The sequence below is a fragment of the Nocardia sp. BSTN01 genome (assembly GCF_015354405.1).
Taxonomy (GTDB): Bacteria; Actinomycetota; Actinomycetes; order Mycobacteriales; family Mycobacteriaceae; genus Nocardia.
This window is the reverse complement of sequence record NZ_JADKYP010000028.1, coordinates 44,340-59,062: the sequence shown is the minus strand read 5'-3', so window position 1 is coordinate 59,062 and position 14,723 is coordinate 44,340. Positions and strand designations below refer to the sequence as shown.

Annotated in this window: 11 protein-coding genes; 6 read left to right on the top strand and 5 right to left on the bottom strand. The window is 65.8% G+C overall.

Going from position 1 to position 14,723, the window contains the following annotated elements; translation table 11 throughout:
- Positions 1 to 70: 70 nt before the first annotated feature.
- Together IRT45_RS21710 and IRT45_RS21705 are read left to right on the top strand one after the other, a co-directional pair.
- A complete protein-coding gene (locus IRT45_RS21710) occupies positions 71 to 3,112 on the top strand; it encodes a BPTD_3080 family restriction endonuclease (RefSeq protein WP_194807671.1) in 3,042 nt (1,013 codons plus the stop codon).
- Positions 3,102 to 5,810 (top strand): site-specific DNA-methyltransferase, encoded by a 2,709-nt coding sequence (locus tag IRT45_RS21705; RefSeq protein ID WP_194807670.1) that lies wholly within the window; start codon positions 3,102 to 3,104, stop codon positions 5,808 to 5,810. Before IRT45_RS21710 ends, IRT45_RS21705 begins: the two co-directional genes overlap by 11 nt.
- Before the next feature lie 315 nt (positions 5,811 to 6,125).
- Here IRT45_RS21705 and IRT45_RS21700 read toward each other — a convergent pair whose 3' ends face one another.
- Positions 6,126 to 6,704 (bottom strand): Uma2 family endonuclease, encoded by a 579-nt coding sequence (locus IRT45_RS21700; RefSeq protein WP_194807669.1) that lies wholly within the window; start codon positions 6,702 to 6,704, stop codon positions 6,126 to 6,128.
- 147 nt (positions 6,705 to 6,851) lie between these two features.
- Between IRT45_RS21700 and IRT45_RS21695 the strand changes: the two genes are divergently transcribed.
- A complete protein-coding gene (locus IRT45_RS21695; RefSeq protein WP_194807668.1) occupies positions 6,852 to 7,229 on the top strand; it encodes a zinc-binding dehydrogenase in 378 nt (125 codons plus the stop codon).
- A gap of 210 nt (positions 7,230 to 7,439) precedes the next feature.
- On the top strand, positions 7,440 to 7,994 hold the full coding sequence (locus IRT45_RS21690; RefSeq protein ID WP_194807667.1) for a DUF4254 domain-containing protein: 555 nt from the start codon (positions 7,440 to 7,442) through the stop codon (positions 7,992 to 7,994).
- Between the two features lie 69 nt (positions 7,995 to 8,063).
- Here the strand turns inward: IRT45_RS21690 and IRT45_RS21685 are convergent, their stop codons facing one another.
- Positions 8,064 to 8,894 carry a class I SAM-dependent methyltransferase gene (locus IRT45_RS21685; protein ID WP_194807666.1) on the bottom strand — a complete coding sequence of 277 codons (831 nt, stop codon included), beginning with the start codon at positions 8,892 to 8,894 and terminating at the stop codon, positions 8,064 to 8,066.
- A gap of 97 nt (positions 8,895 to 8,991) precedes the next feature.
- Here IRT45_RS21685 and IRT45_RS21680 point away from each other — a divergent pair, with 97 nt between their 5' ends.
- Positions 8,992 to 9,678, top strand: coding sequence for a helix-turn-helix domain-containing protein (locus IRT45_RS21680; RefSeq protein WP_194807665.1), 687 nt, complete (start codon positions 8,992 to 8,994; stop codon positions 9,676 to 9,678).
- A gap of 10 nt (positions 9,679 to 9,688) precedes the next feature.
- Here the strand turns inward: IRT45_RS21680 and rsgA are convergent, their stop codons facing one another.
- From rsgA to IRT45_RS21665, 3 genes are all read right to left on the bottom strand, one after another.
- Positions 9,689 to 10,690 (bottom strand): ribosome small subunit-dependent GTPase A, encoded by a 1,002-nt coding sequence (gene rsgA / locus IRT45_RS21675; protein ID WP_194807701.1) that lies wholly within the window; start codon positions 10,688 to 10,690, stop codon positions 9,689 to 9,691.
- Entirely contained in the window at positions 10,687 to 12,006 is a 1,320-nt protein-coding gene (aroA, locus tag IRT45_RS21670; protein ID WP_194807664.1) for a 3-phosphoshikimate 1-carboxyvinyltransferase, read from the bottom strand. Before aroA ends, rsgA begins: the two co-directional genes overlap by 4 nt.
- Before the next feature lie 175 nt (positions 12,007 to 12,181).
- Entirely contained in the window at positions 12,182 to 13,717 is a 1,536-nt protein-coding gene (locus IRT45_RS21665) for an aldehyde dehydrogenase family protein (RefSeq protein ID WP_194807663.1), read from the bottom strand.
- Positions 13,718 to 13,863: 146 nt separating this feature from the next.
- Here IRT45_RS21665 and IRT45_RS21660 point away from each other — a divergent pair, with 146 nt between their 5' ends.
- Complete coding sequence (locus tag IRT45_RS21660) at positions 13,864 to 14,697, top strand: SOS response-associated peptidase (protein ID WP_194807662.1); 834 nt, start codon at positions 13,864 to 13,866, stop codon at positions 14,695 to 14,697.
- The last annotated feature ends 26 nt before the right edge of the window (positions 14,698 to 14,723 follow it).

Sequence of the window (14,723 nt, the reverse complement as noted above, 5' to 3'; positions counted from 1 at the left end):
ATAGATGGCATGATGTGCGCGCATGTGTTCAGCCATCTATAGATGGCCCGCGAATAGGTGAAGGTGAGTGGTGGCTGAGTCGATCGACAATCCGATCTTGAACTCGCCGTACGAACCTCCTGCCCGATACTTCGAGATCGGGCATCATGGCCCCACCGGTGTCGTCAAGGAGGGGCGGCGCCCGAGCGAGTCGCTGATTCCCATCGCCCAGACGCGGAAGGGGTCGACGAAGGCCGTTCAGGAAGAGGTCGACTTCGATCTCACCGGCGAACGCCGCACCGTCAACTCGCTCATCAATAAACTTCGACGCGACGTCGATCTCTGGCGGCAGCGCGGCTACGAGCGTGTGACGCCGGTCAGCCGGAAGCTGCTGCAGCACTGGGCCGATCCGCTCCGTGAGAACCGTGTGCTCTTCTGTCAGCGCGAGGCGGCGGAAACGGCCATTTTCCTCGCCGAGGTTGCCGGCCGTGAAACCTACGGCGACTGGCGAGTGGAGTTCACGAAGGCCAATGAGGAGCACAATGCAGGGCTTCCGCGCGTGGCCCTCAAGATGGCTACCGGCTCCGGCAAGACGGTGGTCATGGCGATGCTCATCGCCTGGCAGACGCTCAACAAGGTCATAACTCCGCGTGACGCCCGCTTCACCAAGCAGTTCCTGGTGATCACACCCGGCATCACCATCCGCGACCGGCTGCGTGTGCTGCAGCCCGGCGACGCGGACAACTACTACGACAAGCGCGAACTCATCCCGCCCGATCTGAAGGGCGCGCTGGGGCAGGCACAGATCATCATCACCAATTACCACGCGTTCCTGCCGCGCGATTCGAAGGAGATCAAGGGCGTCGCGACCACCACACGCAAGATGCTGTTGGCGGGCAAGGACACCGATCCATTCGTGGAGACGCCGGACGCGATGGTCGCGCGTGTACTACGCGACTTCGCCGGTTCGGGCAAGCAGCAGATCATGGTCCTCAACGACGAGGCTCACCACTGCTACCGCGACCGCCCTATCGTCACGGGCAAGCTGTCGAAGGAAGAAGACGACGCCAACGAGGAGGCCCGGGTCTGGTTCAAGGGAATCCAGGCCATCGCCCGGCGGGTAGGCATCAAGCAGATCTACGACCTCTCGGCCACCCCGTTCTACCTTTCGGGGTCCGGGTACAACGAGGGCTACATCTTCCCTTGGACTGCAAGCGATTTCTCGCTCATGGATGCGATCGAGTCGGGCATCGTGAAGGTTCCCCGTACGCCGGTGGACGACGATGCGGCCGGCGAGCTGGTCACGTACCTCAATCTCTGGGAGCACATCGGAGACAAGCTACCCAAGCGCAAATCGTCGAAGAACGCGGACTTCTCCGACTGGATTCCGCCCGAGGTGCTCGAAGCCGCCTTGCGCAGCCTCTACGCGAGCTACCAGAAGTCGTATGCGTACTGGCAGGAAAAGCTCGAGCCCCTCGGTGAGACCCCACCGGTGTTCATCGTCGTGTGTCCCAACACGATCGTCTCCAAGCTGGTCTACGACTGGATCGCCGGCTACGAGCAGGCGGACACGCCGATTCCTCGCCCTGGCAAGCTGCCGCTGTTCAGCAATATCGTCGACGGTAAGTCCCTCGCTCGACCACGCACGATTCTCGTCGACTCCGCGCAGCTCGAATCCGGCGATGCACTCAAACCCGACTTTCGCCAAGCCGCATCGGCCGAAATCGAGGCGTTCAAGGCGCAGTACCGGCTCGCGCATCCTGGCGCGGACGCTGAGAAGATCACCGACGAGGACATCCTGCGCGAGGTGATGAACACCGTCGGCAAGCCGGGAATGCTCGGTGCCGGTGTGCGATGTGTGGTCAGTGTTTCGATGCTCACCGAGGGCTGGGACGCGAACACGGTCACTCACATCCTCGGCGTTCGCGCATTCGGCAGTCAGTTGCTCTGTGAACAGGTCGTCGGGCGCGGTCTCCGGCGACGCTCGTACACCCCGAACGAACAAGGACTCTTCAACCCGGAGTACGCCAATATCTACGGCATACCCTTCGCGTTCATACCCTCCGATCGGACCACCAAGGAGCCGTTGCCGAGACCGCCTGCGGTAGAGGTGTATTCGGTGCCGGGGCGGGAACACCTTCGGATCGCATTCCCGAAGCTGGACGGTTATCGCCTCGAGGTACCGGACGCGCCGCTGATGTTCGAGACAGAAGGCCTACGGCAATTCGTCATCGGCGCCGGCGAGGTGCCGACGTGGACGGAGAGTGCGGCAGTGGTCGGCGAATCCGAACGGATCGAGGACTGCGACCCTTCCTTGTTCCGCAAGCAGGAGGTCGCTTTCGAACTCGCGCGGCGCGTCCTCGAGCGGCATCTCCAGTACGGCGAGAATCGGCGGCCCTGGTTGTTCCCTCAGTTGGTGCAGATTTGCGCCAAGTGGATCGAGGACTGCGTAATCGAGCGCGACGGCCGCAGTGTCGGGAGCCTGAAGACCATCGACGAATTGCGCTCGCGGGCGGCGGAAGACATTTATGCCGGGATCGCCGCGCAGGAGGGTGGTGGTCGTCGGCGGCTACGTCCGATGCTGCGTGCCTTCGACCCCGTGGGTTCGACGGCCAACGTCCAGTTCCTGACCCACAAGCAGACGATCGGGACGGAAAAATCGGAGGTCAGCCACGTCGTCCTTGACGGCGCGGGCGGCGGCAACACCTGGGAACAGATCCTGGCACTCGAGTGCGAGCTGAATCCGAAAGTCGCCGCCTATGTGAAGAATGACCGCCTGGGGTTCACCATCCCGTACGTCCACAAGGGCCGTAGCCATTTCTACGTGCCGGACTTCTTGTTGCGACTCGTGCGCCCTGAAGGTGAGGACTTCGACCGCACGTTGATCGTGGAGGTGTCCGGCGGACAGAAGAGCCCCGGACCGACCACCGAGAAGGCGCGCACCGCGCGCGACAGCTGGTGCCCCGCGGTCAACAATCACGGCGGTTTCGGCCGGTGGGGCTACCTCGAAATCAACCAGATGTTCAGTGTCCGTGAGGTTTTGAACAAGGCAATCGATCTGTTGTACGCGGACGCGCCGATCATCGGCGATCCGGATCTGCTCGATTTCGATGAGGTGCGACGTGGCGCGTAAGGCGAAGCCGGCTGGGCCGACTCCTGTGGAGTCCATCAACCACCGTGACAAGAGGACGAACATCCCGACCGCCGACGCGCAGGATTTCATCGACCCGCAGACGCAGGTGCCCCAGCAGGTTCATTACCCACGCGATCCGAGCCTCGATCCGCAGCTGGTCTGGCGCGGCAAGGACGAGCAGGACAGCAGTGACCTCGTCGCGGACGCGCCGCCGATCTACATCCAGGAAAAGATCGACCCGCGGGTGCTGATCGAGAATCTGCGGGATACCGCCGCGCGCCCCGAGGACGAGCCCGAGTACACGCTCTTCGACACTTTCGACGGTCTGGACGAGCTGGCACAGATCGAGTTCTATCGGCACCAGGCGAACTGGTCGAATCGCATGATCCTCGGTGACTCGCTGCAGGTTATGGCGTCGCTCGCCGAGCGGGAGGAGCTGCGCGGCAAGGTCCAGATGGTCTACGTCGACCCGCCGTACGGCATCAAATTCGGGTCCAACTGGCAGGTTTCGGCGCGCAAGCGTGACGTCAAGGACGGCAAGCTCGACGATGCCGCGCGAGAAGTGGAGCAGATCAAGGCTTTTCGGGATACCTGGGAGCTGGGTATCCACTCTTATCTGTCGTATTTGCGCGATCGGTTGATGGCTGCGCGGGATCTTTTGACGGAGAGCGGTTCGTGCTTTGTCCAGATCGGCGACGAGAACGTCCATCTCGTGCGGAGTCTGATGGATGAGGTGTTCGGGAGTGAGAATTTCGTTTCTCTCATCTCGTTCCGCACGACAAGCGGTGCAGGAAGTTTCGCCGGTGGAACGAACGTGTTGTCCTCAGTGAATGACTATATTCTCTGGTATGGACGTGACATCCAATTCGTAAAGTACCGCCAGTTGTTCCGGGCGAAGGAACTCGGCGGCCAGGGCGCTGGCCAATACACCTGGGCCGAAGGCGAAGATGGAAGCCGTAGGTCTCTCTCGTCACTGTCAAGCGCATCCGACACCGATCGGATCTTTCAGCCGACTGCAATGACGTCCCAGACCACACGCATCGGTCAAACCACGGTCTTTCCCGTCGAGGTCGAAGGCGTCATCTACACCCCTTCCAAGGGTGGCTGGAAGACAAATCGCGACGGCATGAAGAGGTTGGTCGACGCGCGACGACTGATGGGCATTGGGAAGACGCTACGCTATGTCAGATACCTAAGTGACTTTCCCGCATTCCCGTACACGAACGCATGGGAAGACACCGTTACCTCAGGCTTTGCCGATCCCAAGGTCTACGTCGTGCAAACACACGCCAAGGTCGTTGAACGCTGCATGCTCATGAGCACCGATCCCGGCGACCTCGTTCTTGACCCCACCTGTGGTTCCGGCACAACGGCTTTCGTCGCGGAGCAGTGGGGCCGTCGCTGGATCACCATCGATACCTCGCGCGTGGCGCTCGCGCTGGCTCGGCAGCGCCTGATGGGCGCCAAGTTCCCCTACTACCTGATCGCCGATACGGTCGGGGGCAAGGCTAAAGAGGCCGAGGCCAGCGGGAAGCCCGCGCCGCCCGGCGCCGTCACCAACGACATTCGGCACGGATTCGTCTACGAACGCGTCCAGCACATCACGCTCAAGTCGATCGCGAACAATCCCGACATCAAAGAGGGGATGACGCGGGCGGAGATCGATGCGGCGATCAAGCGTCACGCCGACTTCGAGTATCTGTACGACAAGCCTTTCGAGGACAAAAAGAAGGTCCGCGTTGCCGGTCCGTTCACAGTCGAGAGCATTTCTCCCTACCGTGCGGTCGCCTTCGCCGGCGAGGTCGCCGACGCGAACCGCGAAACGATCAGCGAAGTCGTCGGCGCCCAAGACGTGGATAGCGCGACCTTCGAGCAGTCGATCCTCGACAATCTCGCCCGCGCCGGCATCCAGAACGGCGCCCGCAAGGAGCGCATCGAGTTCGCCTCCGTCGATTCCTATGCGGGCGAGTTCATCCAGGCCATCGGCGAACGCCGATCCGAGGCTGACGCGCCCGCGTCGCGCATCGGCCTGGCGCTCGGTCCGCAGTACGGCACGGTCGGGCCGTCGTTCATCAAGGACGCTGCTCGCGAGGCGAACCGTGCGAAGGACATCGACCTGCTCTGCATCCTCGCCTTCGCCTTCGACCCGCTCGCAACCGGCGTCACCGAGGAGGACGGTCTCACCGTGACCGTCAGCGACGAGGGCTTTGCCAATGTGGCGGGCGAGCGTCGCCTCGGCAGGGTTCCGGTACTACTGGTCCGCATGAACTCCGATCTGCTGATGGGCGAGGAGCTCAAAAAGACAGGCGCCGGAAACCTTTTCACCGTCTTCGGCGAACCCGATATCGAACTGCGGGAGACCGACGGCGGAAAACTCCTCGTCGACCTGCGTGGCGTCGACATCTACGACCCGACCACCGGCGAGATTCGGTCCAACGACACCGGTCAGATCGCGCTGTGGATGATCGACACCGAGTACAACGGCGAGGCGTTCTTCGTCCGCCACTGCTACTTCACCGGCGGTGCCGACCCGTACAAGCGCCTCAGGGCGGCGCTGAAGGCAGATATCGACCCCGAGGCCTGGGAATCGCTGTACCAGACCATCTCTCGCCCGTTCCCCAAGCCGGAGAGTGGGCGCATCGCCGTCAAGGTCATCAACGACTACGGCGATGAGGTCATGAAGGTCTTCGAGGTGTAGGTTCTGCAGCGGCGGTTTCGAGGCGGCTGTGCGTGCTAATTTCACGCAGCTGGGCTCGTGGTGCGCGGCTTGGTCCGCTCGCGCCGGCGACTGTGCACAGGGAGTGGCGGCTACCCACACTGGTGTAACACGAATAATCCATGTCGGGAATACCGGCCGCGTGACGGTCCGGCAGCCGAGGAAAGTGACCAGAGTGCGATTCGGAACGTGCTCGGTCCGAGTCTTTAGTTGTGGGTGTCTCCAGGGGAATCATGTCTTCCGGGCAGTGATGAGGTACTCCCGTCACGACTCCGCGGCCGGGGCCGGGCAGCCTGATCACATCCGCTGATACTCGGTGAGATCGATATCCAGGTCGAACGGCACGGACAAGGTCAGCCGATCGTGCTGGATGCCGGTCGGTGTGTACTGGCCGGTGGCGGGATCGAGCTCGTAGACGTAGACGACCGCGCGGCCGTCGTCGTACTCCACCCGCCAGAAATGGGTAATTCCGGCCCGGGCATACAACTGCGGTTTCCGCTCGCGGTCGCGCACAACGGAATCGGGGGAGACCACCTCGACCGCCAGTACGACATCCTCGGGATGGTAGGTGGTCTGGTCGGGGCCCCGATCCGCCGATGCGTGCACGACGATGAGATCCGGTTCGGGGCGTTGCCGGGGGTCCAGTGTGACCGTCATTTCCCGGCGTACCCGAAGTGTCGGCGGTGCGAAGGTTCGCAGTGTGAATCCCAAGAGATCGATGATCAGCGCATGGAACCTCATCTGCGGGCTCACGAAGACGAGGCTCCCATCGATCAGCTCGGTATGCGGCGGTAGACCTGGCAAACGATCCAGGTCATCGCTGGTATAACCAGCAGTCGGGGGGACGGCCCACGAAGGCAGTGGATCTGCGGTCATCGGTTTCCCTCCTTCCTGGATCCGGCCGGTGGCGGGGCGTTGTCAAGTATTGCATCCGTGCAGCGCATCGGGCATCACCGAGACGCAGACGGGTGCCGCTCAGCTGCGGGCGTAACCAGAGGACCGGCCACTGTCGCCGACGAGGATGTGGCGTTCGTGCGCGGACTCGGCGCCGAATGGACCGTGCCTCGCGCGTGCGCCGACCTGGCCGAAGCGATACGTGCGCTGATTCCGGGAGGTGTGGGTGGCGCGCTGGACGGCGCGGGAGTGGGTGTGCGTGCCGCGGCGGCGGTCCGCAACGGCGGCGCGTACGCCGGGGTCGCCGGTGGTCCCGCCCCTGTTCCGTTGCGCGGCATGAGTATTCATCAGGAATGGATCAGGGCCGACGGCGTCGCGCTGGCCGAACTCGCGGCGCTCGGCCTGACCTTGCGGGTCGCCGATGTCCTTCCGCTCGAGCGCGCGGCCGAGGCGCACCAGCGGTTGTCCGCCGGTGGATTGCGCGGACGGCTGGTGCTCACGCCGTAGTCACCCGCTGGTTATGTGCTTCGTCAGCACACCGCGGCGATCTCGTCTGTGACTTCTCAATAGCGGCAACCGAGAGGCGGGCGAACAGCTAATACGGGGCATACGGTCGGTTTCATCGAAAGGCCGACACCGACCAGGAGCTGCCCATGTGTTCGACGCCGCAATTCTCACCGCACCGCGTCACCGAGACCGCCGTGACGGCGGCCTCCGGTGCGGTACTCACCGCCGCACCCGGAGGCGGTGCTCGCGGTGACCGGTGACCTCACAGATACCGAGGGCGCCCGGGTGTCCACGGTATCGCCGCTGCTGGTGCTCGAGGGAGGCGGCGCCGAGGTGATCGGTGGCCTGCCCACCGCCGAGATGCTGGTGCGGATGGTGCGGGATTCGCGCCCGGCCGCGCATCCCCTGGACCCGCTCGCGCGGCAACTCGCGGAACTGCACACCGGTGCGGCCCAGTCGCACGATGCCGAGTATCGCCGCGCGGCCGAGGCATCGCGCCGCGAGACCGTGCGCGTGATCGACCGATGGATCGAAGCCCACGTGCCACAGCATCGGAACGGCACCGCGATCCATACCGAAACCGTCGGTTCCGTGATCGATCGGCTCATGGCGGCATACGCCCGCGCCGCACACCTGCTGGAAACCGCCACCGACGATCTGGCAGTGCACGCGGCATGGTTCCGGGTGGCAGAACTGGTCAACGGCTACGACGATCTGGTCGCGGCGATCACGCACGGCGAGCGCCGGCTGCCGACCTCGGCGTGAACGCGGCAGGTCTTCGCACTCGGCCGGGCCGCCTCATCGAGCATCGGTCCGCCCGCGCGGCGAACCGTGTTACGCCCGCCGGGCGGTGACCAGAAGGTACTCCCAGCGCATCCGCCCGCCGCCGAGGTTGTGGCGAGCGGCCAGGTCGGCGAGGGCGCAGTCCAGTTCGGCGATGCGGTCCGAGTCGCCGGCCAGGGCTTTGTACACGGCGACCGTGGGACCGTAATGGGCCTTGAAGAAGTCACGGAAGCGGTCCCCGTCGGCGAAACATTCCACCGTCGCGAATTCGCGCTCGATGTGCAGGTCGGTGACGCGGTCGCCGAGCAGTTCCCGGAGGTGGTCGGCGGTGCCCCAGAGCAGCGGCGATTGCGCACCGGGCGGCGGTGGCGGCGCGAACCGCTTCGCGATGGCGAACATTTCGCCGATGAATCCCTCCGGCGTCCAGTTGATCAGCCCGATCGTCGCATTCGGCGCGGTCACTCGGAGCAGTTCGTCGGCCGCCGCCCGATGCGACGGCGCGAACATGATGCCCACGCACGACAGGGCGACGTCGAATCGACCATCGTCGTACGGCAGCGCCTGGGCGTCGGCGGTCTCCCAGGCGAGGTGGACACCGCGGGCGGCCGCCGCGGCCCGGCCCGCGTCGAACATTTCCGGCGTCAGGTCACTGGCGATGACGTCCGCGCCGGCTTCGGCCGCCGGAATGGCCGCATTCCCCGCTCCGGCGGCGATATCGAGCACTCGTTGGCCGGGACGGATATCGCAGGCTCGAACCAGGCGCCGGCCGAGGCCGGGGATGACGGTGTCCGCGACGCGGGGATAGTCGCCGAGGGCCCAGAGTGCGTGTGTGCGTTCGGTGAGGTCGGCGGGTGATTGCTGGGTGTGATGGATAGCTGTCATATCGCTAGCATCCGGCGGCGGTGGTGGCACCGGCCAGTTCAACATCTGTACCCCGCGCGATCTGTACCCAGCCCGCGCCGAGTGGTCTACTGGTTGTGTGTCCGGCTACGGGGAGTTCTGCCCGATCGCCAAGGCAATGGATGTCCTCGACGAGCGGTGGACCTTGCTGGTCGTGCGCGAATTACTCTTGGGCAGCACGCATTTCAACGAACTGCGGCGCGGCAATCCGAAGATGTCGCCCGCTTTGCTCTCCCGGCGGCTGCGCTCGCTGGAGCGGTCCGGCGTGCTGCGCCGCGAGATCGGGGTGGACGGCCGCGCCGCCTACATCCTGACCGAGGCCGGACGAGAGCTGTCGACCGTCGTACAGGCGCTCGGCGCGTGGGGGGTGCGCTGGATCGGCGATCTCGGCGACAGGGATCTGGATCCGCACCTGTTGCTGTGGGATATCCGTCGCACGATACCGATCCGGGCGTGGCCCGACGAGCGGACGGTTCTGGCGGTCGAGTTCACCGACGTCCCCGGCAAGGAGGCGCACTGGTGGCTGCTGGTCGAGCGCGGTACGGCGGCGATCTGCGACTACGACCCAGGATTCGAGGTCGCGGCGACCGTGCGCAGCACGTTGCGCCGGCTCACCGAGATCTGGCGGGGCGACCGGAGCTGGGCGGCGGCGCTACGGGACGAAACGACCGAGATCGTGGGCCCCGCGTCGATTCGGCGGCAGGTACCGCACTGGATCGGGCAGGCGAGCCTGGCGGCGACTCCGCGCCCGGAACGTGCCGAGTGAGCCCCTCACCTCAGCCGTTGCCGACCACCCACGGATCGTTGGAATTCAGTGCCGTCAGCAGCAGTCGGATCGCCGCGACCCGCCGTTGTTTGCCGGGTAGTTCATCGAGCGCGCATTCCGGGTCGGCGGGTGGGCCGAGGTGGGTGCAGCCGCGGGGGCAGTTCTCGATGGCCTCGGACAGGTCGGGGAAGGCGGCGATCACGTCGTCGGGCGAGATGTGGGCGAGGCCGAAGGAGCGGATGCCCGGGGTGTCGATGACCCAGCCGCCGCCCTCCAGGGGCAGGGCTACGGACTGGGTCGAGGTGTGGCGGCCCTTGCCGACGCCGGAGACCGTCCCCACGGCTCGTTCCGCTTCGGGGACAACGCGATTCACCAGCGTCGACTTGCCGACGCCGGAGTGGCCGAGCAGGCAGGTCAGCGAATTCCGCAGGAGGTCGCGAACGGTTTCCAGCGGATCGTCGCGGCCGCCGTAGACGATGGTCAGATCCAGATCCGCGAATTCCGAGGCGAATTCGGAATCGGCGGCGAGGTCGTGTTTGGTGAGGCACAGAATCGGTTGCAGCCCACCGGCATACGCGGCCACCATGGCCCGTTCGACGAAGCCGGTGCGCGGCGGCGGATCGGCCAGCGCGACGACGATGAACAACTGCTCGGCGTTGGACACCACGATGCGTTCGAAAGGGTCGGTGTCGTCGGCGGTGCGGCGCAACACCGTTCGGCGATCGGCGACTCGCACGATCCGCGCCAGGGTGTCGGGCCGGCCGGACAGGTCGCCGACCACATCCACCTGATCGCCCACCACGATCGGCGTGCGGCCCAGTTCCCGCGCCCGCATCGCGACCACGCGGCGATCCGGATCGTCGCCGAGCACGCACCCCCAGCGTCCCCGATCCACCGAAACCACCATGGCCGACACCGCGTCTCGATGTTCCGGCCGGGTCTTGGTGCGGGGACGCGAACCCCTGCCCGGGCGGACCCGGACATCGGATTCGTCGTACTCCCGGCGCCTCAGTGGGCCGCTCCCTCACCCGATAAGGCGCCGGCGCCCGCCAGCATCGACTCCCACAGGGTGACGAATTCGGGCAGTGTCTTGGCGGTGGTGCCGATGTCCTCGATGCTCACGCCGGGTACGCGCAGGCCGAGAATCGCTCCCGCCGTCGCCATCCGGTGATCGGCGTAGGAATGCCACTCGCCGCCCTTCAGCGGGGCCGGCTCGATGCTCAGCCCGTCCTCGGTTTGGGTGACATTGCCGCCGAGGCGGTTGATCTCGGTGGTCAGCGCGGCCAGCCGATCGGTTTCGTGCCCGCGCAGATGGGCGATGCCGCGCAGCCGCGACGGGGAGTCGGCCAGGGCGGCCAGGGCGGCCACGGTCGGCGTCAGTTCGCCCACATCGTGCAGGTCGATATCGATACCGGCGAGGGACTGCGGGCCACGCACGGTCAGTTTGCCGTCGAAGCGCCGCGCCTCGGCGCCCATCCGGACCAGGATTTCGCGGATCACGTCACCGGCCTGGGCGGTCAGCTGCGGCCAGTGCGGAATCGTCACCTCACCACCGGTGACCGCCGCCGCGGCCAAGAAGGGAGTGGCGTTCGACAGATCCGGTTCGACGTCCCAGTCGACGGCGTGGATCGGCCCGGGCTCGACGGTCCAGACCTGTTCCTTGCGCGGATCGGCCGGCGCCTGCACCCGCACCCCGGCCTGCCGCAGCATCTGCACCGTCATCTCGATATGCGGCATGGACGGCAGCGGTGCGCCCTCGTGCTGCACGGTGACCCCGGTCTCGAAACCCGCCGCCGACAACAGCAGCCCCGAGACGAACTGCGAGGAACCGGAGGCGTCGATGGTGACCGACCCGCCGCGCAGCGTCCCGGCACCGTGGACGACGAAGGGCAGGGTGTTGCCGTCGATGTCGACGCCGAGGCTGCGCAGCGCGTCGAGAATCGTGTGCAGCGGACGCAGCCGCGCCTGTTCGTCACCGAAGAACGCGACATCGCCGTGCGCGAGCGCGGCCACCGGCGGCAGGAACCGCATCACGGTGCCGGCCAGTCCGCAATCGACGGTGGCGTTGTGCAAGTGCGTCGGCGGGGTGACGGCGAGGGTGTCGCCGTCACCGGTGATTGCGGTGCCCATCGCGCGCAAGCCCGCGATCATCAGCTCGGTGTCCCGGCTGCGCAGGGCGCCGGTGATCGTCGAGGGGCGGTCGGCGAGCGCGGCCAGAATCAATGCCCGGTTGGTGATCGATTTGGACCCGGGCAGGGTGACGGTCGCGTGCACGGCATGGTCGATGTGGGGCGCGGGCCAGAAACTCACCGGACCATCTTCGCGCATGAGAGCTGACCCCGTGTGCAGGGAGCGCGGTTTTGTGATCTCCGACGTATGCTCGTTTATTTGCTGGATTCGGACATTAGCGGCCTCATGCGGGATCTCACCGGTAGCCACGGCCGATTTCGGCACGCGAAAGGGCCCGCACCGTTGGGTGCGGGCCCGATCGAGAGACAGTGAACTACTTGTTGCGTCCGTGCAGCAGCGGAACCACCTTGCGCAGCAGCTTCATCGTGCTGTCGGTGCGCTTGTAGCTCAGCAGCGCCATACCCGGAATGGCGAAGCGCTGCACCGCGATCGAATGCGGGCTGGTGAACTCCAGCAGACCGGGCGCACCGTGGATGCGGCCGATACCGGAGTCGCCGACGCCGCCGAAGGGCAGCGACGCGATGGCGGCGAAGCCGAGCACCGAGTTGACCGAGGTCGCGCCGGCGCGCAGGCGGCGGGCGATCTCCAGGCCGTGCTTGCGCGAGTACACCGCCGAACCCAGGCTGTACTTGGAGTTGTTCGCCAGGTCGACCGCCTCGTCGATGGTGTCGACGGTGCGGATGGTGACGGTCGGGCCGAAGGTCTCCTCGCAGACGGCGTCCGAGCTCTCGTCGACATCGACCAGCACCACCGGCTCGATATACGGCGCGTGCACCGATTCCGGGCCGCCCAGCACCGCGGTGCCGCCGTTGGCCAGAGCCGATTCGATGTGCCGGCGCACGATGTCGACCTGCGACGGCATGGTCATCGGACCGTAGGAGGCCTTGTCGTCGGATCCGGAGTGCACGTCCGACAGGATCTTCTTCACCTCGGCCAGGAACGGCTCGCGAATCGACTTGTCGACGTAGACGCGTTCGACGCCGGCGCAGGTCTGGCCGCTGTTCATCGTCGCGCCGTAGGCCACGGCGTCGGCTGCCGCGGCGATATCGGCATCGGCGGCGACGATCACCGCGTCCTTGCCGCCGCATTCCAGCAGTACCGGAGTCAGTGTTTCGGCCGCGGCGGCCATGATCTTCTTACCGGTCGCGGTGGAGCCGGTGAAGGCGATCTTGTCGACGCCCGCACGCACCAGCGCGGCACCGGTCGCGCCGAAGCCGTTGATCGTGACGAAAACGCCCTCGGGCAGGTCGGGGTTGGCGTCCACGAAGGCCTTTCCGACGAAATTGCCGATCGCGGTGGAGTATTCACTCGGCTTGAACACCACGGTGTTGCCGGCGGCCAGCGCGTAGGCGAGCGAGCCGTTCGGGGTGTAGACGGGGTAGTTCCACGGGCCGATCACTCCGACCACGCCGAGCGGCCGCTGCTCGATCGACGCCGCGAAGTTCGACATCAGGGCACCGGGCGAGACCTTCTTCGGTTTGAGGACCTTCTCGGCGTTCTTGGCGGCCCAGGCGATGTGTTCGAGGGTCAGCATCAATTCCAGGTACGCGTCGTCGCGCGGTTTGCCGTTCTCGGCGTGGATCAGATCGCAGAATTCGTCGGCACGGGCGACGAGGCGGCTGGACCAGCGCAGCAGCGCCCGCTTGCGGTCGGCGAAACCGAGGCCGCCCCAGGTCGCGGCGGCCGCGCGGGCCTTGGCGACGGCCGCGCGCACCGCATCGTCGTCGGCGATGGGGTGCGTGGCAATGATCTCGCCCGTGGCCGGATTCAGTGAGGAGAGCTCGGTGGGCAGAGCGGTTTCGGCTGCCTGTGCCGACTCGGTGGCGGCGGTGGACTCGGTGGTGGACATGATTCGGCGACCCCTAATGAGAGAGTTATGGCAAAAAGTTCTCACATCCGAGATGTGATGTCAATCGCCTTCAGTTGGATTCTTCTCGTTGTGCGGGTATGTCCGAGCCTACGGATTCTGTCGGTCCCGAATGGCAGCATGGAGATATGTGCGGCAGATATGCGACCACGGCGAATCCCGCCAGGCTGGCGGTCGAACTCGACGCCCTCGACGAAACCGTCGAGGGGGCGCCGAACGACAACGCCGCCGCGGGAAAGCCGGCGCCCGGCGGCGAATCCGGAAACGGCGCCAACTACAACGTCGCCCCGACGAATCACATCCTCACCGTCGTGCGCCGCCACGACCACGACCACCCCGACGACGACCCGGCACTGCGTATCCGTCGCATGCGCTGGGGTCTGATCCCGGTCTGGACCAAGGCTGCCGAACCGGGGGTTCCGGCCAAGGGCAAGCCGCTGTTCAATGCCCGTGCCGATCGCGCCGCCACCGCACCCTCGTTCCGGGATTCGGTGAAGAAGCGCCGCTGTCTGGTTCCGATGGACGGCTGGTACGAGTGGCTCACCGAACCGCACCCCACCGGGTCCGGCAAGGCCGTGAAGCAGCCGTACTACATGTCGGATGCGGAGGGGAACCGGTTGTACATGGCCGGCCTGTGGTCGGTGTGGCGGGATCCGGCGCAGCGGGATATGGCCCCGCTGATGTCCTGCACGATCCTCACCACCGACGCGGTGGGCGATCTGACCCGCATCCATGATCGGATGCCGCTGATGATGCCGCGCGAACACTGGGACGCCTGGCTCGACCCCGACCATCCGGCGCCGCACGAACTGCTGGAAACCCCGAAGCCGCAGGTGATTTCGTCGATCGTCGCGCGGCCGGTCTCGCCGCTGGTGAATTCGGTGCGCAACAACGGTCCGCAGCTGCTGGATCCGGTACCGGGCGCGGGCAGCGAACAGGCCGGGCAGATCAGCCTGATCTGAACCCGGCCCGGCGCTGTTCGCCTGCC

Coding starts and splice junctions, on each gene's coding strand:
- IRT45_RS21700 (WP_194807669.1), bottom strand. CDS start 6,704: ATGACCGCAGATCCACTGCCTTCGTGGGCCGTCCCCCCGACTGCTGGT.
- IRT45_RS21685 (WP_194807666.1), bottom strand. CDS start 8,894: ATGACAGCTATCCATCACACCCAGCAATCACCCGCCGACCTCACCGAA.
- aroA (WP_194807664.1), bottom strand. CDS start 12,006: ATGCGCGAAGATGGTCCGGTGAGTTTCTGGCCCGCGCCCCACATCGAC.
- IRT45_RS21665 (WP_194807663.1), bottom strand. CDS start 13,717: ATGTCCACCACCGAGTCCACCGCCGCCACCGAGTCGGCACAGGCAGCC.
- IRT45_RS21660 (WP_194807662.1), top strand. CDS start 13,864: ATGTGCGGCAGATATGCGACCACGGCGAATCCCGCCAGGCTGGCGGTC.